Annotated in this window: 18 protein-coding genes; 11 read left to right on the top strand and 7 right to left on the bottom strand. The window is 64.2% G+C overall.

The window, feature by feature from the left end; all coding sequences use genetic code 11:
* Positions 1-263: 263 nt before the first annotated feature.
* The 3 genes from ON753_RS01275 to ON753_RS01265 are packed head-to-tail and all read left to right on the top strand — an operon-like array spanning position 264 to position 6468.
* Positions 264-2183 (top strand): autotransporter assembly complex protein TamA, encoded by a 1920-nt coding sequence (locus tag ON753_RS01275; RefSeq protein WP_265960740.1) that lies wholly within the window; start codon positions 264-266, stop codon positions 2181-2183.
* The gene (locus ON753_RS01270; RefSeq protein WP_265960739.1) at positions 2180-5797 is read left to right on the top strand and encodes a translocation/assembly module TamB domain-containing protein; all 3618 of its coding nucleotides are present in this window, start codon (positions 2180-2182) and stop codon (positions 5795-5797) included. Before ON753_RS01275 ends, ON753_RS01270 begins: the two co-directional genes overlap by 4 nt.
* Positions 5773-6468 carry a translocation/assembly module TamB domain-containing protein gene (locus tag ON753_RS01265; protein WP_265960738.1) on the top strand — a complete coding sequence of 232 codons (696 nt, stop codon included), beginning with the start codon at positions 5773-5775 and terminating at the stop codon, positions 6466-6468. Before ON753_RS01270 ends, ON753_RS01265 begins: the two co-directional genes overlap by 25 nt.
* Before the next feature lie 143 nt (positions 6469-6611).
* Here ON753_RS01265 and ON753_RS01260 read toward each other — a convergent pair whose 3' ends face one another.
* On the bottom strand, positions 6612-8105 hold the full coding sequence (locus ON753_RS01260; RefSeq protein ID WP_265960737.1) for an aldehyde dehydrogenase family protein: 1494 nt from the start codon (positions 8103-8105) through the stop codon (positions 6612-6614).
* A gap of 1 nt (position 8106) precedes the next feature.
* Positions 8107-9213 carry a mandelate racemase/muconate lactonizing enzyme family protein gene (locus tag ON753_RS01255; RefSeq protein ID WP_265960735.1) on the bottom strand — a complete coding sequence of 369 codons (1107 nt, stop codon included), beginning with the start codon at positions 9211-9213 and terminating at the stop codon, positions 8107-8109.
* Between the two features lie 129 nt (positions 9214-9342).
* Here ON753_RS01255 and pdxR point away from each other — a divergent pair, with 129 nt between their 5' ends.
* The 8 genes from pdxR (at position 9343) to ON753_RS01215 (ending at position 17922) form a co-directional block, all read left to right on the top strand.
* Positions 9343-10830, top strand: a complete 1488-nt coding sequence (pdxR, locus tag ON753_RS01250) for a MocR-like pyridoxine biosynthesis transcription factor PdxR (RefSeq protein ID WP_265960734.1) — start codon at positions 9343-9345, stop codon at positions 10828-10830.
* Positions 10831-10941: 111 nt separating this feature from the next.
* Positions 10942-12018: an extracellular solute-binding protein gene (locus tag ON753_RS01245; RefSeq protein WP_265960733.1), complete on the top strand. Its 1077-nt coding sequence runs from the start codon at positions 10942-10944 to the stop codon at positions 12016-12018.
* A 100-nt stretch (positions 12019-12118) separates the two neighbouring features.
* The gene (locus tag ON753_RS01240; protein ID WP_265960732.1) at positions 12119-12922 is read left to right on the top strand and encodes an ABC transporter ATP-binding protein; all 804 of its coding nucleotides are present in this window, start codon (positions 12119-12121) and stop codon (positions 12920-12922) included.
* Positions 12919-13242: a TOBE domain-containing protein gene (locus ON753_RS01235; protein ID WP_265960731.1), complete on the top strand. Its 324-nt coding sequence runs from the start codon at positions 12919-12921 to the stop codon at positions 13240-13242. Before ON753_RS01240 ends, ON753_RS01235 begins: the two co-directional genes overlap by 4 nt.
* Positions 13242-14111: an ABC transporter permease gene (locus ON753_RS01230; RefSeq protein ID WP_265960730.1), complete on the top strand. Its 870-nt coding sequence runs from the start codon at positions 13242-13244 to the stop codon at positions 14109-14111. Before ON753_RS01235 ends, ON753_RS01230 begins: the two co-directional genes overlap by 1 nt.
* An 11-nt stretch (positions 14112-14122) precedes the next feature.
* Positions 14123-14983 carry an ABC transporter permease gene (locus tag ON753_RS01225; protein WP_265960729.1) on the top strand — a complete coding sequence of 287 codons (861 nt, stop codon included), beginning with the start codon at positions 14123-14125 and terminating at the stop codon, positions 14981-14983.
* An 8-nt stretch (positions 14984-14991) separates the two neighbouring features.
* Positions 14992-16614 (top strand): GMC family oxidoreductase, encoded by a 1623-nt coding sequence (locus tag ON753_RS01220; protein ID WP_265960728.1) that lies wholly within the window; start codon positions 14992-14994, stop codon positions 16612-16614.
* A 9-nt stretch (positions 16615-16623) separates the two neighbouring features.
* The gene (locus tag ON753_RS01215) at positions 16624-17922 is read left to right on the top strand and encodes an NAD(P)/FAD-dependent oxidoreductase (RefSeq protein WP_265960727.1); all 1299 of its coding nucleotides are present in this window, start codon (positions 16624-16626) and stop codon (positions 17920-17922) included.
* Positions 17923-17993: 71 nt separating this feature from the next.
* On the opposite strand, the gene ON753_RS01210 is transcribed toward ON753_RS01215, so the two are convergent.
* Genes ON753_RS01210 through ON753_RS01190 form a run of 5 tightly spaced genes read right to left on the bottom strand, consistent with a single transcriptional unit; the run spans position 17994 to position 23636 of the window.
* Positions 17994-18884 carry a 2-oxo acid dehydrogenase subunit E2 gene (locus ON753_RS01210; RefSeq protein WP_265960726.1) on the bottom strand — a complete coding sequence of 297 codons (891 nt, stop codon included), beginning with the start codon at positions 18882-18884 and terminating at the stop codon, positions 17994-17996.
* A gap of 10 nt (positions 18885-18894) precedes the next feature.
* The gene (locus ON753_RS01205) at positions 18895-20325 is read right to left on the bottom strand and encodes an NAD-dependent succinate-semialdehyde dehydrogenase (RefSeq protein WP_265960725.1); all 1431 of its coding nucleotides are present in this window, start codon (positions 20323-20325) and stop codon (positions 18895-18897) included.
* Between the two features lie 15 nt (positions 20326-20340).
* Positions 20341-21651 (bottom strand): biotin/lipoyl-containing protein, encoded by a 1311-nt coding sequence (locus ON753_RS01200; RefSeq protein ID WP_265960724.1) that lies wholly within the window; start codon positions 21649-21651, stop codon positions 20341-20343.
* A gap of 3 nt (positions 21652-21654) precedes the next feature.
* Complete coding sequence (locus ON753_RS01195; RefSeq protein WP_265960723.1) at positions 21655-22638, bottom strand: alpha-ketoacid dehydrogenase subunit beta; 984 nt, start codon at positions 22636-22638, stop codon at positions 21655-21657.
* An 11-nt stretch (positions 22639-22649) separates the two neighbouring features.
* Positions 22650-23636 (bottom strand): thiamine pyrophosphate-dependent dehydrogenase E1 component subunit alpha, encoded by a 987-nt coding sequence (locus tag ON753_RS01190; protein WP_265960721.1) that lies wholly within the window; start codon positions 23634-23636, stop codon positions 22650-22652.
* Positions 23637-23685: the final 49 nt, after the last annotated feature.

The raw sequence follows: 23685 nt of genomic DNA, 5'->3' as shown, positions 1-23685 counted from the left end.
AATGCGCCACCCGTGAAGGCCGCAACGAGCAAGGCATGATGTGCTGTTTGATTTTGCGCTCACGCGCGCATAACAATCAGGAGTGCGACATGCGAACGGGAATGCGCATGAAAGGCCGCGTGAGCCTCTTTGTTGAACCCGGACGGCGAAACGGTCCGGCGGAACTTCCAGGACCGGTAACGGTCGGAACGTTTCCTCCTCGCTCGTTTTGCGTTCCGTTCAGCGGTTAGTAGAGCGTATTCGACCGCATAGGGGAGGGAGGTTTGAGCGGAAGCAAGAGACCGCATCGCGGGCGCTACAGACGATACTTCATGCCGGCGTTCGTGCTGCTGATGCTGCTCGCAACGCCCCTGCACGCCTTCGAGATCTTTGGCTTCAAATTCTTCGAGCAGGAGGCCGAGGAAGAGACCATCGGCACGCCCCAGGACTACGAGCTCGAATTCCAGGTCGCCGGCAATGGCGAGGTCGAGAACGCCCTGAAGGGCACGTCGATCCTGTGGAGAGACCGCGACAAACCCGCCTCAGGCCCCGCAGGGCTCGTCGCTATGGCGCGCGGGGAGTACCGGCGACTGCTAGACACGCTCTACGCCGAAGCCCGCTACGCCGGCACCATCACGATCACGATTGACGGACGCGAAGCCGCGGAGCTGCGGCCGGACGCGGAATTTGCGAACCCGGCCCGCGTCGTGGTGACGATCCAGCCGGGCCCGGTCTTCGCCTTCGGCCAGGCGAACATTGTCAACCAGGCGCCGCCGGCGACCGCAAAGGACGACGTGGTGACCGATCCCGCGGCGGCCGGCTTTACGGAGGGCGTGGTCGCACCTTCCACCACTATTCTAAAGGCGGGGAGGCTCGCGGTTGAGGCCTGGCGCGAGCAGGGCCACGCCGATGCGGCAATCGCCGGGCAGAGGGTGGTTGCAGAGCATACCACCGACCGGATCGACGCAGAGATCACGGTCAGCCCCGGACCGAAGGCCTTCTACGGCCCCGTCTCCGTGGAGGGTACGGAGCGGATGGACCCGGCCTTCGTCGCCTGGATGGCGGGACTTGAGCCCGGCAAAGAGTACGATCCCGACGATCTCGAAAAGGCGCGCAAGCGACTGTCCCGGCTCGACGTTTTCAGAACCGTGATCGTGGAGGGCGACAGCCCCATCCGCGCGGGCGGCCAGCTGCCCATGGGGATTACCGTCCAGGAAAGGCTGGCGCGGACTTTCGGCGTCGGCGCCTCGTATTCGACCACCGAAGGATTCGGACCCGAGGCATTCTGGGTCCATCGCAATCTGTTCGGCCACGCGGAACGGCTGCGGCTGGACGCAGAGATGACCGGGCTCGGCGAGACGATCGATCCGCAGGAACTGACCTACCATGTCGGCGCCACCTTCACCCGGCCCGGCTTTCTCACACGCGACACCAGCTTCGTCGCCTCGCTCGCCGGCGATCGCGAGGTTCTCGACGTCTATACGCGCACCGGAATTTCCGGAGCCATCGGTCTGCGGCACATCTTTGGCGACGATCTGTCAGGGCGCATCTTCCTTGAGGCCAGCCAGGGGCATTTCGAGGACGACGCTTTTGGCGAACGCGATTTCACCACCCTCGGTCTTGCGGGAGCGCTCACCTATGACGGACGCGACAGCGAGACCAATGCGACGGAAGGGTTATACCTTGAGGGCGCGGTCGAGCCGTTCTATGAATTCGTGCAGGGCAACACGGCCCTGAAGCTGACCGCGGAAGGCCGTGCCTATGCCGGCCTGGGAGCGGAAGACCGGGTGGTGCTTGCCGGGCGTCTGAAAGTCGGCTCGATCAGCGGCCCGTCGATTGCCGACCTGCCGCCGGACAAACTTTACCTCGCCGGCGGCGGCGGGTCGGTCCGCGGCTACGGCTATCGCACCATCGGCGTGGAAACATTCGGGGTCACGACCGGTGGCCGCTCGCTGATCGAAGGCTCGGCCGAGCTCAGGGTGCGGGCCACCGACAAGTTCGGCGTCGTCGGGTTCATCGACGCCGCTCAAGTCGGCGCAGAGCCCTGGCCAGAGGTCGGCGACGATCTGCGGGTCGGAGCCGGGGCGGGCATCCGCTACGATACCGGCTTCGGCCCGATCCGTCTGGACGTGGGCGTGCCGCTCGACAAACGCACCGGAGACCCCGATTTTGCTGTTTACGTGGGAATAGGACAGGCGTTTTGACACGAATTCTCATCGCACTGGCTTTCCTCAATCTGGGCTTTCCCGCCACTGCGCAGGAAACGCCGGAGGAAGAGCGTTCGCGCTTTCTGTCTTTCGTGGAGAACCGGCTTTCGACTCCGAACCGCAGCATCCGCATCAGGAACATTCAGGGCGTCCTGTCCTCCGAAGCGACGATCGGCGAGATTACCATCGCGGACCACGAAGGCGTCTGGCTGCGCATTCAGGGCGTGACGATCGACTGGAACCGCTCCGCGCTTATCCTGCGCCAGCGGCTCGACGTGGAACGGCTGGCGGCGGAAACGATCGAGATGCTCCGCATGCCGTTGCCCGATCCCGGGCTTCCCGCGCCCGAGGCGGGGACATTCACGGTTCCGGAACTGCCGATCTCGATCGATCTCGGTCAACTGGAGGTCGAAAGGCTCAGCTTCGAGGACAATGTCTTCGGACTTGCCGCCACCGTCTCATTGGAAGGCAGCCTTCGCCTTGAGGACGGCACGCTGGATGCGGCTCTCGAGGTGGTACGGCTCGACGGTCCGGGAGGACAGCTGACTCTCGAGGCGAACTATGCAAACGAGACGCAGGCCCTCGACATCAACCTGGCTGTGTCAGAGCCCGCCAACGGCATGATCGTCAATCTGCTCGACATTCCCGGAAATCCGCCGCTGTCGCTGACGGCCGCGGGCTCGGGCCCGATCGACAACTTCGATCTGGACATATCGCTGCAAGCGGCCGGCGAGCCTGCGGCAGACGGCCAGGTGCAGCTCCGGGGGCGTGACGACGGGCTGGCCTTCACGGCGGATCTTTCAGGCTCGATCGAGCAACTCATTCAGGAGCCCTATCGTGCGTTCTTCGGCGCGCAAACGTCGCTTTCCGCTTCCGGCGTGGCTCTCAACAGCGGCGCTTTCCTGCTCGACAACCTGACGCTCGCAAGCGCCGCCCTGCAGCTCCAGGCCGCAGCGGAGACAGGGGTCGACGGTTTCCTGCAGAGCCTCGATCTGGACGCCACCATCGGCGAGGCCGGCGAAAGCAAGGTCATCCTGCCGGTCCCCGGCGGGGACGTCTCCGTACGCTCGACGCGGCTGGGAGTGGTCTTCGGCAAGGCTGCGGGCGGAATGTGGACCGCCACGCTGGACGTTGTGGACCTGGCGACCGGCACCTTTTCGGCCCAAAACCTGTCGCTTGAAGCCGGAGGGGAGGCGCAGAACCTCTCGCAGCCTCAGCAGCGGCGCATCACCTTCCGGGCCGACGGCGCCATGACCGGCATATCGGCGGAACGGCCCGAACTCGCCGACGCGCTCGGAGACCGTATCGCAATTGCGCTCGAAGGCGGGTGGCAGGCCGGCGCACCGGTCATGCTCGACAGCGCCACATTGTCTGCCGAGGCATTTTCTCTCTTGCTCGCCGGCCGGATTGTCGATTACGCCTTCCTCGGGGACATCGCCCTCCAAGCCGGCAGCATCGCGCCATTCTCCGGCCTCGCGGGACGTGAACTCTCCGGCAGCGCCGACCTGGAGGCGAGCGGCGAGGTCCGCCCGCTCACAGGTGCTTTCGACCTGAGACTTGACGGGCAGGCGAGCGATGTGGAAGTCGGCGTTGCCGCGCTCGACAGCCTGCTTGCCGGCACCACCCGCACCACGGGCCGGATCGCCCGCGGGCCTGACGGGATTGCCGCGGAGAACCTTCGCATCGCCAATGAACGCGTCGAGATCACCGCGGACGGCAGCTTCGCCTCCGATGCGGCGGACATCACGTTCGGCGTGGATCTGCAGGACCTCGCACTCATTACCGACCGGGCAACGGGGCGGCTGACCGCGAGTGGCCGTGCCCTGGGCGCCGGCGGCCTCATCGACCTCAAATTCGACGCATCCGTGCCGAACGGCGCACTGGCCGGCAAGGAGCTGGGCGATGGACAGCTGACCTTCGAAGGAACGCTCCAGGACGGAGACCTGAACGGGGACGTGACCGGTGCCGGGGGCGTCGGCGGGATACCGGTCGATCTGGGAGCGAAGGTCGCGCTCGCCGAGGACGAGCGAAGCTTGAGGGAAATCGAGGTCACGGCCGGGCGGGCGCGGCTGACCGGCGAGGTCGTACAGGGCCGCGAAGGATTGCTTGACGGCCGACTTGACCTCGATGCCGAAGACATCTCCACGCTCGCCGCCCTCGCGCTCGTCGATGCGACGGGATCGGTCAACGCCGAGATCCTCCTGAATGCCGCCGACAGCGAGCAACGCGCCGAAATCATCGCGACCGCCAGCGATATCCGTGCGGAGGGGATCACGATCGGAAGCGCCGGGATCGAGGCGACCGCGACGGATATCTTCGGCGTGCCCGGGCTGGAAGGAACCGTTTCCGCAACGGAGGCGTCAGCCTTCGGCGTCGAGGTCGACAGGGCCGAGGCGACCGCCACGCTGGCCGGTGAGACGACCGACTTCTCCGCCAACGCGCTGCTCAAGAACGGCACGGCGGCTTCCGTGAGCGGTGCGCTCGTTCCCGAAGACGGCGGGTTCGAGCTGAGGATCGACACGTTCGATCTCTCCCAGGCAGGGATCGGGCTTGAACTCGTTCAGCCGGCGGTGTTCGAGGTCAGGGGCGAGGAAATCTCGTTCGACGCCGTTGCGCTCAACCTGGGCGAGGGCCGGCTGCGCGCAAGCGGAAAGATCGGCCGCGCTTTCGACGTATCGCTGGATGTGGAAGAGGTGCCGCTCTCCCTCGCCAATACGGTCCGCCCCGATCTCGGCCTTGGCGGCACGGTCAGCGGAAATGCGCAAGTCACGGGAATGCGCACGCAGCCTCAGATCACATTCGAGATGCAGGGCCGGCAGATCTCGGCAGCCCTCCTTGAGAACGCCGGCGTCTCCTCCGTCGCGGTCGATGCCGCAGGCCGCACCGTCGGCGGCAACCTGCAGGTCGACGCCAGCGCGAGGAGCCCACAGGGACTTTCGGTCACTGCGGACGGACGCATTCCGACGACGGCGGATGGAGAACTCTCCCTGGACGTCTTGGCGACGGCGCCGCTGGCGCTCGCCGAGCGTTTCGTGGCTGACCGGGGAATGCGGCTGACCGGTACCGCATCCTTTGACGGCAGCATCACGGGAACCCTTGCTGAACCGGATATCAACGGGGCGGTCACCACGTCCGGGGTGCGCCTGTTCGACCCTACCACGGGCGTTCGCCTCTCCGGCGCCAACCTGTCGGCAACAATCGCCGACAGAACGATCAGGATCAGCAGTGCCTCGGCCACGGTGGCGGCCGGCGGCAGAATAGGAGTGACCGGCTCCATCGGAATCCGGCCGGAGGCGGGCTTTCCGGTTGACCTTCGGGTCGAGCTTAGCGAGGCGCGCTATGTCGATCGTGAGCTGGTCGCCGCCACGCTCAGCGGTACGCTGACCCTGACGGGGCAGCTGAGACGCGATCCGCTGCTCGCCGGACGTGTCGTCATCGACCGCGCGGAGGTTATCGTGCCGTCCCATATCGCCGGCCGCGCAGCGACCGTTGAGGTCATTCATCGCAATCCGCCGCCGGCGGTGCGCCGCACGCTGCAGAAGGCCCGGGCCGCGGAGGGCTCTCCGGTCCCCGGGCGCGCCCGAGCGTGGTTCAGCTCGACGTCGCGGTAGAGGCACCGGAAAGTATCTTCGTGCGCGGCCGCGGCGTCGATGCAAGGCTCGGCGGCTCGGTGCGCCTGACCGGGTCTGCGGCGTCAATCGAGCCGGTGGGCGCATTCAACCTGGTCCGAGGCCGGCTGGAGGTTCTCGGCCGCCGCATCGTCTTTGACGAAGGACGCGTCACCCTGGTGGGCGACCTCGACCCCTTCATCTATTTCGTCGCCTCGACCGAAGGGGGCGACGTCGCCGTCTTCATCAACGTTCAGGGCCGGCTTTCGGACGTCAATATCAGCTTCTCCTCCGAGCCCCGGCTGCCGGAGGACGAAGTGCTGGCACGGCTGCTTTTCGGACGCGGTCTGGCGGAACTGTCACCAGCCCAGATAGGCCGGCTGGCCCTGGCGGCCGCCGAGCTTGCCGGCGGCGCGGAGACGCCCCTGCTCGCCAGCCTGCAAAACGCCATCGGACTGGACAATCTTGACGTCATTACAGGTCCCGAAGGCGGTGTCGGCGTGGGTGCCGGACGCTACATAAGCGACAATGTCTACCTCGGCGCCGAGCTTGGGGCAGAGGGCAACACGCGCGCCACGATCAACCTGGACATCACCCCCAATCTCAAGGCCCGCGGCGCCGTCGGGGCGGACGGGTCGTCGGAGATCGGAATTTTCTTCGAGCGGGATTACTAGCCAGGGACGCGGCTTCGACGATCCGTGCCCAGGATCACGGGACTGGCCCTTGTGCCCCGCGCCTGCTGGACCGCGTTTCTATTCCAGCGCGGCCGCGACTGGAGAGAACTGCCCGGCACCCCCGGTACAGCTCGGAGTTTCGCTCAGGCTATCCTCGCGGCGATGCTCTTGGTCTTGCAGTAGCTCTTGAGGCCCTCCAGGCCCTTTTCCCGGCCGAAACCGGATTTCTTGTTGCCGCCGAACGGCACCTCGATGCCGCCGGCGAAATATTCGTTGATGAAGATCTGGCCAGCGTCGATCTCGCGCGCCAACTGATGGGCCCTTGCGAAATCCGAGGTGTAGATGCCGGCAACCAGCCCGTAACGGCAGTCGTTGGCGAGCGCCAGCGCATGGTCGGCATCGTCGGCCACCTGGACGGTCAGGACCGGCCCGAAGATTTCCTCCTGCGCCAGTTCGTCATGGGCGGCGACCTTGTCGATGATCGTCGGTTCGAAGAACCAGCCCTTGCCGGTCGCCGGATCCTGCGTGACGGACCCGCCGGTGAGGATATCGGCGCCGCGGCCACGGGCCCGGTCGACGAACCCGGCAATCTTCGCCAGATGCTCCGCGGAATTGACCGGACCGACATCCGGCCGGTCGAGACCGTGGCCCGTCTTCAAGGCCTTTGTCCTGCGGCAGAGCTCTTCGACGAAGTCATCGTGAATGGATTTTTCGATCACCAGCCGTGAACCGGCGGAACAGATCTGGCCGGCATTTTCGAAGATCGCGCCGAGCACTCCGGCCAGCGCCTGCTCCCTGTCGCAGTCGCCCAGCACCACCACCGGAGACTTGCCTCCAAGCTCCAGCACCACGCGGGTAATCTCTTCTGCTGCACTCTTCATCACCGCGCGGCCGGTCTGGACCGAGCCGGTGAAGGTGATGTGGTTGACGCCCGGATGAGTGGTCAGCGGCGCCCCGGCGTCCGGACCGGTTCCCGTGACGACGTTGCAGACCCCGTCCGGCAGTCCGGCGTCGCTCAGGAGCCTTGCCAGCAGCAAGGCGGTGAACGGCGTCTGTTCGGCAGGCTTGGCCAGCACCGCGCAGCCGGCTGCAAGCGCCGGTGCAATCCCACGCGCCGCCGTGGAGATCGGAAAATTCCACGGGATGATATGCGCGGTGACGCCCACCGGTTCGTGAATAGTGTAGCCGATGTAGTTCGGGCCGAGCGGAAAGCTGTCGCCCTGCAGCTTGTCGCAGGCCCCCGCATAATATTCGAAGGTCCGCGCGGCGCCGCGCACGTCGCCAAGGGCCTCCTGCAGCGGCTTGCCGCTGTCGAGGCTTTCGGTGACCGCGAGAAGGTCGAGATTTTCCAGAATCAGGTGTGACGCCCGCTGCAGGATCCGCGCCCGTTCGACCGGCGCCATGTCCCGCCAGACGGTGTCAAAGGCCTTGCGGGCGGACTGCACGGCCTGGTCGACGTCGTCTGCCGTCCCTGCGGTAAAGCGCGCGAACGCTTCGCCCCGACCGGGGTCGAAACTCTCCAGGGTCCGGTTATGGGACGGGCGGCAAAACGCACCGTCGATAAAGTGGCCGAGTGGCAACGCCGCGAGCGTGCCGGTTGACCTGTATTCGGCGATCAGGTCGCTTGCGTTTGCCATGTCAGAGTTCCCGGGAGCTGATCTTGTAAGCGGATTTCGCCAGCCACTCGGGATTGATCTCGCCACCCCAGCCGGGCGCGTCGGTCACCGTGACGTGGCCATCGGCGATTTCATAAGGGGAGGAGACGAAGAGCCCGTATTGCCAGGGGTAATAGTCCTCTTCCTCGATCGAGAATTCCAGATACCTGCCTGCATTCGGGATCGACCGGAGAAGGTGCATCGTGAAGAGGGTGACGAGAGACAGGTTGGCGGCGTGCGGCGTGCACGGAATTCCGGCTTCATGGGCCATCCGCGCCACCTTCATTGTGCGCACCATGCCGCCGAGATAACAGATATCGGGCTGGATGACGTCGACCACGCGCTCGTCGATCATGCGCTTCCAGTCGACCAGCGAACAGTCCTGCTCGCCGCCGGCCACATCGATCTCCAGCGCATCGCTCACCTTCCGGGTCTGGTCGTAGTGCCAATAGGGGCAGGGTTCCTCGTAATGACAGATGCCGTTGTCCTGCAGGAACCTGCCGACTTCGATGGCCCTGGCCGGCGAATAGCAGGAATTGGCGTCCACCAGCAGCGCGGTGCCGTCGTCAAACGCCTTGCGCATCGTTGGCACGATCTCTTCGGTGCGGCCGGACCATTCGTCCTGGTCGCGGCCGCATTCCCGGCCGATCCGGAACTTGAAGGCATCGAAGCCGTGGCGATCCTGGAGCCTCTTGAGCCGGTCCGCTTCGTCCTTCGGCGTAATGTCCCGCTTCATCGACGAGCCATACGCCCGCACCCGGCCGGGCGTGCCGCCAAGCAGCGCGCACACAGGCTTGCCTTCCACCTTGCCGCGCAGATCGAACAGCGCCGTATCGAGCCCGCCCATGGCCCGCCGGAGATAGGAGCCCGGAAACTTGTGCTCGCGCTCCGGGATGATGTCCATCAGGCGTTCCACATCGAAGGCGTCCTCGCCCAGGGCGTAGGGCGCAACCTGCCGGTGGACCACTTGCGCGGTAATGTCCGCATAATAGGGCGCAACCTGACCCCAACCGGTGGCGCCGCTGTCCGAAGTTACCCGGACGAAGCAGACGAATTCATCGGTAAATGTCTCTATGGATTGGATTTTCATTTCCCTGTCACGTCCTTGAGCGGACCTTCCCGGTACGGGTTGTTTCGGCGTTGTCGTCGAACCTACCGGGAATTGGACTTGAATTAAGGTCCGTTTTGCGCAAACTCTCATACCAATTTGGAGAAACGCATGAAACGGCATGCCGGCGCGGTGCTGTCGTCGATCAAGATCGACAAGGGCGCCGAGAAGAAGATTTCGATCCAGCTCTACATGGCCCTGCGCGACCTGCTTCTGACCGGTACCCTGACCCCCGGCGACAGGCTGCCGGCGACCCGAACGCTTGCCCGGGAAATCGGCGTCTCGCGCACCACGGTGATCGACGCGGTCGACCGGCTGATCTCCGAAGGATTGCTGGAGGCCCGCGTCGGCGCCGGCACTTTTGCCAGCCAGGCGCTCAATGCCCGCCTGGCACCCAAGCCGTCGCCGGAGGCCAGCGACGCGGCGGCGGTCGTGCCGCGCCTGTCGCACGCCACAAGGCATGCGATTCCCGACTTCGCTGCCCGCTCCCGGCTGCCGCATAAGTCCCAGGCCTTTGTCACCGCGCTGCCGGCCCTCGATGCGTTTCCCATGGCGCAATGGGCAAAGCTTTCCGCGCGCCACTGGCGCAAGGACCGTGACATGATCGCCGGTTATGGAGAGCCTTTCGGCTTCATGCCGCTCCGCCGGGCCATCGCCCGCCAGCTCAACGCCTCGCGGGGCATCAAGTGCGATCCGAGCCAGATCTTCATCACCAACGGGGCGCAGCGCGCCTTTTCCCTGATCGGCGGCATGCTGGTCAATCCGGGCGAACCGATCTGGTTCGAGAACCCCGGCGCCATCGGCGCCCGCAACGCCTTTGTCGCCATCGGAGCCCGGCCCGTGGCGGTACGGGTCGACGAAGAGGGCCTCAGCGTCGAGGACGGGCTTGCCAAGGCTCCCCACTTCCGCCTTGCCTTCGTCACGCCCTCGCACCAGCAGCCGCTCGGCCATATCATGAGCCTGTCGCGCCGCCTGGCGCTGCTCAAGGCCGCCAACGAGGCCGATGCCATGATCGTGGAAGACGATTATGACGGCGAGTTCTACTATGGCGACCAGCCGCCGCCGACGCTGAAAAGCATCGACACCCATGGCCGCGTGATCTATGTCGGCACGTTTTCGAAATCCCTGTTTCCGGCCCTCAGGCTGGGTTTCGTCCTGGTACCGGAAGGTCTGGTGGACAGTTTCGAACGCGTCTGCCTCACCTGGCTGGCGGGTGTTCCGACTGTCACCCAGGCGATCGTCGCCGAGTTCATGGACGAGGGCATGTTCGCCACGCACATCCGCACCATGCGCCAGCTCTACAAGCACCGCCACGACACGCTGATGGCGGAAGCGGCCGGTCTTGCCGGCGAAATCGACCTGCAGCCGGCCAGCAGCGGTTTTCACGCGATCGGATTGCTCTCCCCCGACCTTGAGGAAAAGAGGATCGTTGCCAGCGCCGGCAATCACGGCGTCACCGTCGTGCCGCTGTCGCGCTACGCGCTCGGACCGCTTGCAGAGCGCGGCATCGTTCTGGGCTTCGGCAGCTGCTCGGCGGACGAGATCCGGAAAGGCATCCACACCCTGGAAGGGATACTGCCGGAATGCCGGGTTGGCTAGGATACGGCGGCCAATTGGTCTGCTAAATTATCTGCAATGGATATATTTTGCAGGCCAATTCAACCATAGGCTCCTCGTGATTGCTTGCTGCGTGTATTCAGGGAGGAAGTCATGCAACTCAAGACAACGCTTACCGGTCTTCTAGCCGCGACCATGCTCGCGGGGGCCGGGTCCGCCCAGGCGGAAACCCTGCGGCTGCTCACCTGGGGCTCCTACGCCCCGGACGAACTTGTGCAGAAATTCGAAGCCGAGTATCCGGATATCGATGTCGAGGTCACGTTCTCCAACAACGAGGAAATGATCGCCAAGCTGCGCGCGACGGGCGGTGCGGGTTTCGACCTCGCCCAGCCAAGCCATGACCGCATTTACGCGGCCCAGCTGGAATACGACATCTACAAGCCGCTTGACCTTTCGAAGATCGATACGAGCGTGATGGAAGCCAAGCTGCTGGACGGCGTGAAGGCCAATACCACGATCGACGGCGAAGTTTATGCAGTTCCCCACCAGTGGGGCACCTCCGGCCTGATGGCCGACAAGACGAAGGCCCCGGACCTGAAGAGCTGGGCGGACCTGTGCGACCCGGCCTACAAGGGCAAGACCTCGATGCGCCTGAAGCGCACGATCCTGCTCGGCACGGCGTTTTCCATGGGCGAGGACCCATTCGCGGCCTATTCGGATCTCGAGAAATACCAGGGCATTCTGGACCAGGTTGCCGACAAGCTGATCGAGTGCAAGGACAACATCAAGGCCTACTGGAAGGGCGGCGACGATCTGTCCGCAATGATGCTCTCCGGTGAAATCGTGGGCTCCGAAACCTGGGATTCCACGGCCTACAAGCTCTACGATCAGAACCCCAACATCGTCTTCGTGCCGCCGGCGGAAGGCGCGCTTGCCTGGATCGACACGTTTGCCCTGCCGCGCAAGGCCAAGGCGGACGATGCCGCCTACAAGTGGATCAACTTCGTCCTGCGCCCGGAAAACGTGACGAAGATGTCCGCCAGCACTGGCGCAATCGCCGCAGTCAAGGGCGGCAAGGACCTGCTGCCGGACGACAAGAAAGCAGCCGTCAACGCGGCCTTCACCGATGCCGACATCGACAATCTCAAGTTCTTCGCCAACATTCCTCCCGGGGTCGAGGACATGGAAGGCAAGACCCTTGAGAAGATCAAGGCGGCGACCGGCGGCTGATCCGGACTTGCCAAAAGAGCTTCAATGAAACTCATAGTGGGGGATGCCGCGGACACACGGTGTCCCCCAACTCTCAGATACTTGCAGCGAGCGCGCATTCATGAAGCAGAACTCCCCGGCCTACGACCTTGAATGTCTCGATCTCGCCAAGAACTTTGGTGCGGTCCGCGCCGTCAAGGGCGTCTCGTTCAACATCCCGAGCGGATCGTTCTTCTCCATTCTCGGGCCCTCCGGCTGCGGCAAGACAACATTGATGCGCATGATCGCCGGCTTTGAGGAGCCAAGCGACGGGGATATCAGGATCAAGGGCAAGTCGGTGCTCGGAGTGCCGCCCAACCGGCGCAACGTCAAGATGGTGTTCCAGCACCTGGCGCTGTTTCCGATGATGAACGTTTATGAAAACATCGCCTATGGTCTCAGATGCGCCGGCGTCAGCAAGACGCATATCAGGCGCAAGGTGCATGACGTCCTGGAGCGGATCGCCTTGCCGGATGTCGCCGAGCGCGAGATTCACCAGCTCTCGGGCGGCCAGAAGCAGCGCATAGCCATTGCCCGCTGCATGGTGCTCGACCCGGACGTCCTGCTGCTCGATGAACCGCTCGGCGCCCTCGACCTGAAGCTGCGCGAGGCCATGAAGATCGAGCTGAAACTGCTGCAACACCAGTTCAACACCACCTTCATCTATATCACCCACGACCAGTCCGAAGCCCTGGTGATGTCCGACCATGTCGCCATCATGAACCAGGGCCTGTTCGAACAGATCGGCACGCCGCAGGAGCTCTACAACCGTCCGAAGACCGCCTTCGTCGCCGGCTTCGTCGGCGACAGCAACCGCTGGTCCGGCACGGTGAAGGCCAGCGACGGAACCGGGGGAGGGTGGAGACGGACCAGGGCCTGCCGATGAGTTTCAGCGCCGGTGCCGGCCAGACCATCGAGGAAGGCGCCAGGGTCGAGATCTTCGTGCGTCCGGAATATATCAGGACGGTGCGCGCCGCCGAAGCCGGCAAACTGGCTGCCGACGGCGACAACCGGATGGACGGCGTCATCGACAGTCTGCTCTTCAACGGCGCCAACAGCCGCTTGCTGGTGCGCGCCGGCAGTGGCGAACTGGTCGAGGCGGACGTGACGCTGACCGGGGAAAACGACCTGAAATCCGGAGACGAGGTCTGCCTCGTCTGGTCGCCCCGGCAGGCCATGTGCTTTGCCCGCCAGGAGATTGCCTGATGCAGAACAAGGACATCAAGCGGCTTTCGCTCATCCTGCTCTTCGCTCCCTTTGCGCTGTGGATCCTTCTGCTGATCATGCTGCCCCATATCGGCATGGTGGTGCTGTCGCTGAAGGAAAAGATGGCGCCGCGGGTCTACGAGTACAGCTTTGCCAATTACCTGGAATTCCTCAACGAACCGATCTACTGGAACACGCTCCTGCGCACCGGATCCATGTCGCTCCTGGTCACGGCCCTGGCGCTCCTGATCGGCTTCCCGATCGCCTACTACATCGCCAAGATCGCCGGCCCGCGTGCACGCGGCGGCCTGTTCCTGCTTTGCCTGATCCCGCTGTGGGTCAGCGACCTGATCCGCTCCTTCGGCTGGATCCTGCTGCTGCGTGAAACCGGCGTCATCTCGAACGTCCTGCTCTGGGCGGGCCTCACCAGCCAACCCGTCGAGTTCCTTTACAACGACGTGGCCGTGATCATCGGTCTGGTCTATACCGTGATCCTGTTCATGATCGTGCCGCTGGTCTCGACGCTGGACGGCATGGACAATTCCATGATCGAGGCCGGTTACAATCTCGGCGGCAACGGCTTCACCGTGCTGCGCCGGATCATCCTGCCCTACGCCATGCCCGGCATCGTCGCCGGCTGCATCGTCACCTTCATGCTGTGCGCGGGCTCCTACCTGACCCCGGTTCTGCTCGGCGGCAAGAATTCCAGCTGGTTCACGGAACAGATCTACAACCAGTTCATCACCAGGTTCAACTGGGAGGGCGGCGCCGCCTTCGGCATGCTGCTGCTTTTGTTCACCTCGCTCGTCATCTGGCTCGGCCTCAAGCTGAGCGGCCAGACGCTCGCAAACACCGTTGCCAGGAGCTGAGGAGGCCGGACATGCTTGCCCGCAAGAAACCCTCGCCGGTCCTCACCGGCTACCGGCTCTACGTCGTCGCCTTCTTCATCTTCCTGGCGGCGCCGCTGGTCTCGGCCGGGGTGTTTGCCTTCAACGACAGCCTGTTCCCGGCACTGCCCTGGCAGGGATTTACACTGGACTGGTTCTTCAGCGACACGGAACCCAAGCTCGGCATGTTCCACGACCGGCGCCTTTTGCAGGGGCTCTACTATTCCTTCGTGATCGCCGTCTTCGTCTCGCTTCTGTCGGTTTTCGTCGGCACCACCAACGCTTTCCTGTTCGTGCGCGGCGAGTTTCCGGGCAAGAACTTCTTCTACATCATGATGGTGGTCCCCCTGGTAATCCCCGGCGTGATCCTCGGCATTTCCATTCTGGTGCTTGCCAGCGACACGGCCAATTACATGGAAAACCGTTTCGACCTCGAACTGGAGTTCCTGCGCCCGGGCATTCTTCTCGTGGTGCTGGGTCAGTTCTCCTTCATCACGACCATCACCTCGCTCGTGATCACCGCCCGGCTGAAGAAATTTGACGCAAGCATGGAAGAGGCCGCCTTCAATCTGGGCGCGACAAGGGCCCGTGTCCTGCGCACCATCACGCTGCCGTTCCTGCGCCCGGCCATGATCGCCGCTGGCATCGTCGCGTTCCTGGTCTCCTTCGAGAACTTCAACACCACGCTGTTTCTCGTCGGCTCCGAGGCGCCGCTGACGATTACCATGTATGACCGCATGGCCAAGGTCGGCTCGACGCCGGTCCTCAATGCCGTCTCCTTCGTCCTGATGGTCGGCTCCGGCCTGCTGGCGCTGCTGTCGGTCCTCATCCAGCGCGACAAGTCGGCTCAATAGGAGAATTCATGTCCGAGTTCGACTTCGTCATCGTCGGCGCGGGGTCCGCCGGTTCAGTGCTCGCCGACCGGCTTTCGCAGGACGGCAGATACACCGTGTGCCTCCTGGAAGCAGGCGGATCGGATCTGAATTTCTGGATCTGGATGCCGATCGGCTACGGCAAGGCTTTCTATGACCGGCGCATCAACTGGATGTACCGGACGGAAGCCGACCCGGGGCTCAACAACCGCTCCGGCTACTGGCCGCGGGGCAAGGTGCTGGGCGGGTCGAGCTCGATCAACGCCATGGTCTATATCCGCGGCCAGAAGGAAGATTTCGAAGACTGGAAGGCGATGGGCAATCCGGGCTGGGGCTGGGAGGACGTCCTGCCTTGTTTCAAGCGCTCGGAAACCTGCTGCGATGGCGCGGACGACTACCGCGGAGGCGACGGACCGCTGTATATCTCTTCCATCGACAGGGACGTCCATCCGCTCTGCGAGAACTTTCTCACCGCGGGCGAGGAGGCCGGCTTCCGCCGCAACCGGGATTTCAACGGCGCGGATCAGGAAGGCGTCGGGCTTTACCAGATCACCGCGAAAAATGGCTTCCGCATGTCCGCCGCCCGGGCCTATCTCGCGCGGGCGAGGAAGCGGGCGAATGTCGATGTCATCACCAACGCGCATGCGACGCGGCTGACTGGCGAGGGCGGCCGGATCGACAGCGTCGTCTACACGCGGGGCGGGAGCGAACGGATCGTCCGGGCCCGGCGGGAAGTGATCCTCAGCGCCGGCGCGGTGAATTCGCCGCAGGTCCTGATGCTCTCCGGCATCGGCAACGGAGACGAGCTTCAGGCGAAGGGGATCACGCCCAGGATTCATTCGCCGGCCGTCGGCAGGAACCTGCAGGACCATCTGGGTCTAGATTATCTCTACCGCTCCAGGGTGCCGACCCTGAACCAGCAGCTTTATCCCTGGTGGGGCAAGCTGGCGCAGGGAATTCGCTATGTCCTGACACGCAGGGGCCCGCTGTCGCTCAGCGTCAACCAGGCCGGCGGCTTCGTCAGAAGCAATCCGGACTGCGAGCGGCCCAACATGCAGCTTTATTTCTCGCCGGTGAGCTACACCAGGGCACCGGCGGGCAAGCGGCCGCTGATGAACCCGGATCCGTTTCCCGGGTTCCTGCTCGGCTTCCAGCCGACACGTCCGACCAGCCGCGGCCATATCCGCCTGCGCTCGGCCGATCCCTTCGACGCCCCGGAAATCCACCCCAATTCCCTCAGCACCAATCGCGATCTCACCGAAATGATCGAAGGCTGCAAGCTCATGCGCCGGATCGCCGCAAGCCCGGCGCTGCAATCGGTCATCGACGAGGAGATCACGCCCGGTCCGTCCGTGCGGACCGACGAGGAGATGCTCGAGGATGTGCGCGGCCGCTGCTCGACGGTGTTTCACCCGGTCAGCACCTGCCGGATGGGCGCCGACCCTTTGGAGAACGTGGTCGACAGCCGCCTCAGGGTCTATGGCGTGGACGGCCTGCGGGTCGTGGACGCCTCGATTTTTCCCACGGTCACATCCGGCAACACCAACGCACCGGCCATCATGGTCGGTGAAAGAGGGGCGGACCTGATCCTGGAAGACACCAGGGCCGCATAAGGAAAACCGATGGGACAGGAGCTGTTTGCCGAAGACTTCAGGACGACACCCTATTGGCAGGACGCCGCACCTGAAGTGTCCTTGCCCGGGGCGGAGCTGCCGCCGGAAATCGATGTTCTTGTCGTCGGCGGTGGCTATACGGGCCTCAATGCCGCCCTGCAAACGGCCCGCGAAGGGATCGGCACGCTGGTGCTCGACGCCGAGCTTCCCGGCTGGGGTTGCTCCATGCGCAACGGCGGGCAGCTGTCGACCAGTCTCAAGCCGTCCTTTTCCGGGCTGGCGCGCCGGTACGGCCGGGAACTGGCAACCCAGCTCTGCCTGGAAGGACAGGCGTCGCTCGACTATATGCACGCGCTGTCGCGCGAGGACGGGTTCGATCTGGGTCTTCGGGAAGTCGGCCGCTTTCACGGTGCCCACAAGCCGCACCTCTACGACACGCTCGCGAAGGACTGCGCGGCCGGCCACCCGGTCTGGACGACCGATGCCTTCATGGTGCCGAAAGCGGACATGGCGTCGGAACTCGGCACGGCCGCCTATCACGGCGGGGTCGTCTTTCCGCGCCATTGCAGTATCGACGTGTCGAGATACCATCCGTCGCTTCTCCGGATGGTTCTGGCCGCGGGAGCGATGGTGCGCGGCAGGTGCCGCGTCCTTTCCATCGAGCGCCTAACGAAAGGCTTCAAGGTCCAGACGAGCAATGGTGCGGTAACCGCCGGCAGGGTGATCCTCGCCACCAACGGCTATTCCGGGTCCCTGTCCCCCTGGCACCAGCGCCGGATCATCCCGATCGGCTCCTATGTCATTGCGACCGAAGAGATCCCGACCGACCTTGTCGACAGGCTGTTCCCGACCGACCGGGTCCTCTCCGACACGCGCAAGCTGGTCTATTATTACCGGCTCTCGCCGGACCGGAAACGGGTGCTTTTCGGCGGCCGGGTGTCCTTGAGCGAGACGGATCCGCGCAACAGCGCCCTCAAGCTTCACCGCGACATGACCGCACTCTTTCCCGAACTGGCGGCCATCAGGGTCTCTCACGCATGGATGGGCTTCGTCGGCTACACGTTCGACACGCTCGCCCATTGCGGTGAGGATCGGGGTCTCTTTTTCGCCGGCGGTTACTGCGGCTCCGGCGTCGGCATGGCGAGTTATCTCGGCATGCACATCGGCCGGAAGGCGGCCGGCACGGATCAGGCCCCCTCCGCGTTCGAGCGCATTCCCTTCCCGACCCGGCCGCTTTACCAAGGAAATCCCTGGTTTCTTGCGCCGTCCGTATTTGTCTATAGGCTGCGCGACCGTCTCGGTATCTGACGCGCAGGCCTCGACAACGAGCCCCTTGACCGCGCAGTTGCGGACATCGGCAAGCGCGTCGTCAGCTCCGTTCAGATCAGCATACGTCGGGGATCTGCCAGCAGTCCGGCGTAGTAGCTCAAGAACCGCGCTGCGTCGGCTCCATTGATCACCCGGTGATCATAACTAAGATCGAGCGGCACCATCCGCACAGGCTGAAAATCCCCGCCATCCCACACCGGCACGGTCCGCGTGCGGGTAATGCCGAGAATGGCCACTTCCGGCGGATTGACGATGGGCGTGAACGCCGTGCCGCCGATCCCTCCTAGGTTGGTGATCGTCATGGAAGCACCGCCCATCTCTTCCGGGCGGACCTTCCGTTCCTGGGCACGGGATGCGAGGTCGAAAATCTCCGCGGCGATCTGCCAGAGGCCCTTGCGGTCAATATTCCGGACAACCGGCACCATCAGACCATGCGCGGTGTCGACCGCGATGCCGACATGCACGTAATCCTTCAGGAACAACGTCTTGCCGTCCGAGCTCAACGAGGCGTTGAATTTCGGGAATTCCCGCAGGGCCCGTGCGAGCGCCACTGCATGAAAGGCAAGCGCAGTCAGCTTGACGCCGTGGGATGCGGCTTCGGTTTTCAGGCCTTTGCGCAGGGCTTCGACAGCCGTTACATCGGCCTGGTCGTGATGGGTTACGGCGGGGATGGACATCTGGGCCGCCGCCATATTCTGCGCCGCGACCTGCGCGAAACGGCTCATGGGTTCTTCAGTCACCGGCCCGTAAAGCGAATGATCCACATTCCATAGGGATGTGTCCGCACCTATTACCGGACGCGCGCTTGCCGCCCCCATGCCGCCTTCCACATCTTCGCGGGCGATGGAGGTGCGGCCGATGTCCCTGGCCAGTTTTTCAATGTCGATGCCCTTCTGCCGGGCCAGGGCCCTGACGGAGGGAGGCGCGATCACGTCCGACATGGTCTTCCTCCTACCAACTTGCCGAGATGTACTGGGTTTCCATGAACTCGAGCATGCCCTCATGGCCACCCTCGCGGCCGAGGCCGGACTGCTTGGTGCCGCCGAAGGGCGCAGCCGGGTCGGACACGAGACCGCGATTGAGACCGACCATGCCGTAATCCAGGCGTTCACAGACCTGCAGGCCGCGTTGCAGGTCCCGGGTAAAGACATAGGCAACGAGCCCGTATTCCGTGTCGTTGGCGCGCCGGATGACGTCCTCCTGATCGGTGAAGGTCTGGAGGGCGGCGACCGGGCCGAAGATCTCGTCATGAACGCAATCCGCCGTCTCCGGCACGTTGGAGAGCACGGTCGGCGGATAAAAGAACCCCTTGCCTTCAAGGGCCTTGCCGCCAATCTCGATCCTGGCGCCCTTTGCGACCGCGTCCTCGACGAATTCGCTCACCTTGTCGCGCGTTTCCGCATTGATGAGCGGACCGACGTCCACGGAGGGATCCGTCCCGTCGCCCACCTTGAGTCCGGCCATTGCCTCGGTGAGCCGGCGGGTAAAGTCCTCCGCCACGTCCTGGTGCACGTAAATACGGTTGGCCGCCGTGCAGGCCTCGCCAAGATTGCGCATCTTGGCGAGCATGGTGCCCTCGACCGCAAGGTCGAGATCGGCATCGTCGAACACGATGAGCGGCGCGTTGCCGCCGAGTTCCATGGCCGGCTTGAGCACCAGGTCCGCGGCCGAGCGCAGCAGCTTGCGCCCCACTGCCGTCGAACCGGTGAAGGAGACAACGCGCACGCGCGGATCGTGCAGCATGTGATCGACAAGGGCGCCCGTGCGCCTGGACGGCAGGACATTGACCAGCCCGGCCGGCACCCCGGCTTCTTCCAGCAAGGGCATCAGCGCAATCATGGTCAGCGGGGTTTCCGATGCGGGCTTGATGATCACGGCGCAGCCGGCGGCAAGCGCAGGCGCGATCTTCCGCGTTCCCATGGCAGCCGGATAGTTCCACGGTGTCACGAGGACCGCCAGCCCCGCCGGCTTGTGCTGGACGATGATACGCGCGCCGGAGGCCGGCGCGTGGGTGATAAGACCATCGGCACGCACGGCTTCTTCGGCGAACCAGCGGAAGAACTCGGCCGCATAGGTCGCCTCGCCCATGGCATCCCCACGCGCCTTGCCGTTTTCCAGCGTGATCAGACGCGCGAAGTCTTCCAGACGCGCCGTCATCAGCTCCCAGGCCTTGCGCAGCACCTCCGAGCGCTGGCGCGGCGTTCGCGCAGCCCAGTCCTTCATCGCTTTTTCGGCGGCATCCAGCGCCGCATCGGCATCCTCGGTCTCCGCGGAGGCCACGGAGGCCAGAACCTCTTCCGTCGCAGGGTTGAGGACGTCGAACCGTTCGCCTTTGGCGCCCGCGTGCCAGCCGCCGCCTATGTAGAGATCCGTGTAATCCATGACGCTCCCCATGGGTCAGAGCAGGTGGCGGAGCGGCTGCTCCATCCGGCCTGCGAAATTGGAAAGAAGGGTCACCGCTTCCGCCGCGGTGAATTGGTCGCCCGCGCATTCGAGCGTCAGACGCAAGCCCTGACCGGCGCGTACAATGCTGATCATCGGACAGTCTTCCGCGCCGAGTTGAACCGTACTGATCCGGCTGAAACGCAGATCGCGCACGCGCAGGTCAACGCGGGTGTCAGCCTCTGCCCGCGCCACCTGACCGAGCCGTGCCGAGGATACGGTGTAGGCCTGACCGCCACCAGATCCGTCGAGGGTGACCACCGCCGGCAATTGGCAAAGGCTCGCCGCGGCCAGGCCGGCAAGCAGGGCCCCGGCATCCTTGAGCCCGACAGCATCCGCAGCCCAGGCAGCAAAATCGGCAAATCCGTCTTCGGCGATCTCAGCGGTCAGATGCTGCGTTGCCGCGAGCGGCGCCGTCGAGATTGTCGGCGCCGGCAGGGCCTTCAGGGCGTCGAGATCCCTGGCATGGAACGGTTGTTCATGCCCGGCATCGACAAGGCGCTTCAGGTCCAGTCCCTGTTCGAGGGCAAGGCGGCGGGCCTTGGGCGAGGCGAGGATCTTGCCTCCCGCCTGCACCTGTCCGCCGGGCAGGGGCCTCGCCGGTGCGAGCGATGCGGATTTCGCCGGGACCGCCGGCTCTGCCGCCGGTGGCGGGTCGGAGCGAGATGGAACCGCGCCGGACCGGGCGCTTCGTTCAATCGGATTGTCCGGCTTTTCCGCACTTATCACGGCGATCGTCTGGCCGACGGGAACTTCCTCGCCCGCTTCGGCCAGAAGCGCGGCAACATAACCGTCATGGCCGGCGCTGACCTCCACGGTGCTCTTGTCGGTTTCCACCTCGAAAAGAATGTCGTCGGCGGTCACCGCCTCGCCCGGCTGTTTCTGCCAGCCAACCAGCAATCCGGTATCCTGGGCCATGCCGAGGGTCGGCATGATAACCTGATGGCCGTCGATTTCGGCCGGATTGCCGGATGCGGCGGGCATGTCCCCGGCTTCTTGCGGCGCCTGTTCGCTCTCAACCCCGCCGGGCGTGTTCGAAATCAGGGCGATCACCTGGCCGACGGGTACATCGCTGCCCGCTTCGGCGGTCACATTGGTCAGATATCCCGGTTTCGGCGCTTCGACCTCCATCGCGGCCTTGTCGGTCTCCACCTCGAACAGCACGTCGCCCTCCGCGACGGCCTCGCCCGGTTTCTTGTGCCACGCGAGGATCTGGCCGGTTTCCTGGGCCATGCCGAGCGCAGGCATGATCACCTCATGCGGCATGGATCAGCTCCCCCGACAGATCCGGCGCGCGTTTTCGATCACACCGGCTGCCGTTGGCACCGTGAGGTCTTCCAGCGCGGGCGAAAACGGCACGGGCACATCCATGGCACCCATGCGGATGACGGGCGCATCCAGGTGATAGAACGCCTTTTCGCTGATCCGGGCCGCGATTTCCGCCGTGACGCCGTAGCTCTGATGCCCCTCATCGATCACGATCGCACGCGAGGTCTTGCGCACCGACTGAAGTATCGTCTCCTCATCCAGCGGCACGATGGTGCGCGGGTCGATGACCTCGGCGCTGATACCTTCCCGGGCGAGGGCCTCCGCCGCTTCTTCGGCGACCTGAACCATCGATGACGTGGCGACCAGCGTGACGTCGTGGCCCTCCCGCTTGACATGAGCCTGGCCGAACGGGATGAGGTATTCCTCCTCCGGGACCGGCGCCTTGTCGTTGTACATGAGCTTGTCTTCGAAGATGACCACGGGATTGTCGTCCCGGATCGCCGTCTTCAGAAGACCCTTGGCTTCATAGGCCGATGAGGGCATGGCGACCTTGAGCCCCGGTATGTGCGCCACCAGCGCCTGCAGGGACTGGCTGTGCTGGGCCGCCGAGCGCCGCGTGGCACCCATGTTGGTGCGCAGGACCAGGGGCACCTTCAGTTTCCCGCCGGACATGTAATGCGTCTTGGCGGCCTGATTGCAGAGCTGATCCATCACCAGATAGAGGAAATCGCCGAACATCAGGTCGACGATCGGCCTCGAACCGGTCATTGCCGCACCGACCGCGATGCCCATGAAACCGGGTTCGGAGATCGGCGTGTCGATGACCCTGCCGGTGCCGAATTCCTCGACGAGCCCGGAAAGGACCTTGAAGGGCGTCCCGGCCTCCGCGACGTCCTCTCCCAGCAGGATGATCGTCGGGTCGCGGCGCATTTCTTCCGCGATGGCTTCGTTGACCGCCTTCGACAGAGTGATTTCGCGTGTCATGACTTCTCTCCTCAGGCAGCCGTTTCCGCAAAGACATGCATGTCGACCTCACGCGTGTCCGGGTATTTTGCCTCAAGCGCATAGTCGACGGCGGCTTTCGCCTCGGCCGCGATCTCGTTGTCCAACTCCACCAGTTCGTCCGCCGACATGATCTTCTGGTCGATCAGCCACTTGCCGAAATTGGTGATGGGATCGCGTACCTTTTTCCACTCCGCTTCCTCGTCCCTGGAGCGGTAATAGTCGCGATTGATATCGCCGACGTGGTGGCCGTGATACCGGTAGGTATCGAGCTCGATGAAAAACGGGCCTTCGCCCCTGCGGCATCGCTCAGTGAGGCTCCGGGCCAGTTCGTTGACAGCCAGAACGTCCTGACCATCCACGTTGAACGCCTCGATGCCGAAGGCTTTGGCGCGGGCGACCAGCGAGCCGGCAGCAATCTCTTCGGTCTTCGTATATTCGCTGTAGCCGTTGTTTTCGCAGGCATAAATGACCGGAAGCTTCCAGAGGGCGGCCATGTTCATGACCTCGTACCAAAGCCCTTGTGCCGTTGCGCCGTCGCCAAAAAAGCACACTGTCACATGGCTGGTTCCCAGATGTTTCGCAGAGAGTGCGGAACCGGTCGCGATCCCCATGGATCCGCCGACAATGGCGTTGGCTCCCAGATTGCCGTTCGCCTGATCGGCAATGTGCATCGATCCGCCCTTGCCCCGGCAATAGCCTTCTTCCTTGCCCAGAAGTTCGCAGAACATTTCGCGGAAATTCGCGCCCTTCGCGACGCAGTGCCCGTGCCCTCGGTGGGTCGAGGTGATCTTGTCCTCGGACGTCAGTGCCTCGCAGATACCGACGGCCACCGCCTCCTGGCCGGAATACATATGGGTCAGACCCGGCATCTTGGCAGATAGATACAGCTGGTTTGCGTTGTCTTCAAAAACACGGATGCGCACCATTTGCTTGTACATGCGCAGATAGTCCTCGGTATTGTGCTTGGCAGCGCCCATGGTTCTGGCCCTTGAAAAAGGCCCGGCCCCGAGAGGGCCGGGCAAGGTG

It is taken from the genome of Roseibium salinum, assembly GCF_026240905.1.
Classification (GTDB): domain Bacteria; phylum Pseudomonadota; class Alphaproteobacteria; order Rhizobiales; family Stappiaceae; genus Roseibium; species Roseibium salinum.
This window is presented reverse-complemented; position numbering and strand designations above follow the sequence as displayed.

What these genes read in the sequence shown, in the direction of transcription:
- ON753_RS01260 (WP_265960737.1), bottom strand. Translation starts at nt 8,105, where the DNA reads ATGGCAAACGCAAGCGACCTGATCGCCGAATACAGGTCAACCGGCACG.
- ON753_RS01255 (WP_265960735.1), bottom strand. Translation starts at nt 9,213, where the DNA reads ATGAAAATCCAATCCATAGAGACATTTACCGATGAATTCGTCTGCTTC.
- pdxR (WP_265960734.1), top strand. Translation starts at nt 9,343, where the DNA reads ATGAAACGGCATGCCGGCGCGGTGCTGTCGTCGATCAAGATCGACAAG.
- ON753_RS01245 (WP_265960733.1), top strand. Translation starts at nt 10,942, where the DNA reads ATGCAACTCAAGACAACGCTTACCGGTCTTCTAGCCGCGACCATGCTC.
- ON753_RS01240 (WP_265960732.1), top strand. Translation starts at nt 12,119, where the DNA reads ATGAAGCAGAACTCCCCGGCCTACGACCTTGAATGTCTCGATCTCGCC.
- ON753_RS01235 (WP_265960731.1), top strand. Translation starts at nt 12,919, where the DNA reads ATGAGTTTCAGCGCCGGTGCCGGCCAGACCATCGAGGAAGGCGCCAGG.
- ON753_RS01230 (WP_265960730.1), top strand. Translation starts at nt 13,242, where the DNA reads ATGCAGAACAAGGACATCAAGCGGCTTTCGCTCATCCTGCTCTTCGCT.
- ON753_RS01225 (WP_265960729.1), top strand. Translation starts at nt 14,123, where the DNA reads ATGCTTGCCCGCAAGAAACCCTCGCCGGTCCTCACCGGCTACCGGCTC.
- ON753_RS01220 (WP_265960728.1), top strand. Translation starts at nt 14,992, where the DNA reads ATGTCCGAGTTCGACTTCGTCATCGTCGGCGCGGGGTCCGCCGGTTCA.
- ON753_RS01215 (WP_265960727.1), top strand. Translation starts at nt 16,624, where the DNA reads ATGGGACAGGAGCTGTTTGCCGAAGACTTCAGGACGACACCCTATTGG.
- ON753_RS01210 (WP_265960726.1), bottom strand. Translation starts at nt 18,884, where the DNA reads ATGTCGGACGTGATCGCGCCTCCCTCCGTCAGGGCCCTGGCCCGGCAG.
- ON753_RS01205 (WP_265960725.1), bottom strand. Translation starts at nt 20,325, where the DNA reads ATGGATTACACGGATCTCTACATAGGCGGCGGCTGGCACGCGGGCGCC.
- ON753_RS01200 (WP_265960724.1), bottom strand. Translation starts at nt 21,651, where the DNA reads ATGCCGCATGAGGTGATCATGCCTGCGCTCGGCATGGCCCAGGAAACC.
- ON753_RS01195 (WP_265960723.1), bottom strand. Translation starts at nt 22,638, where the DNA reads ATGACACGCGAAATCACTCTGTCGAAGGCGGTCAACGAAGCCATCGCG.
- ON753_RS01190 (WP_265960721.1), bottom strand. Translation starts at nt 23,636, where the DNA reads ATGGGCGCTGCCAAGCACAATACCGAGGACTATCTGCGCATGTACAAG.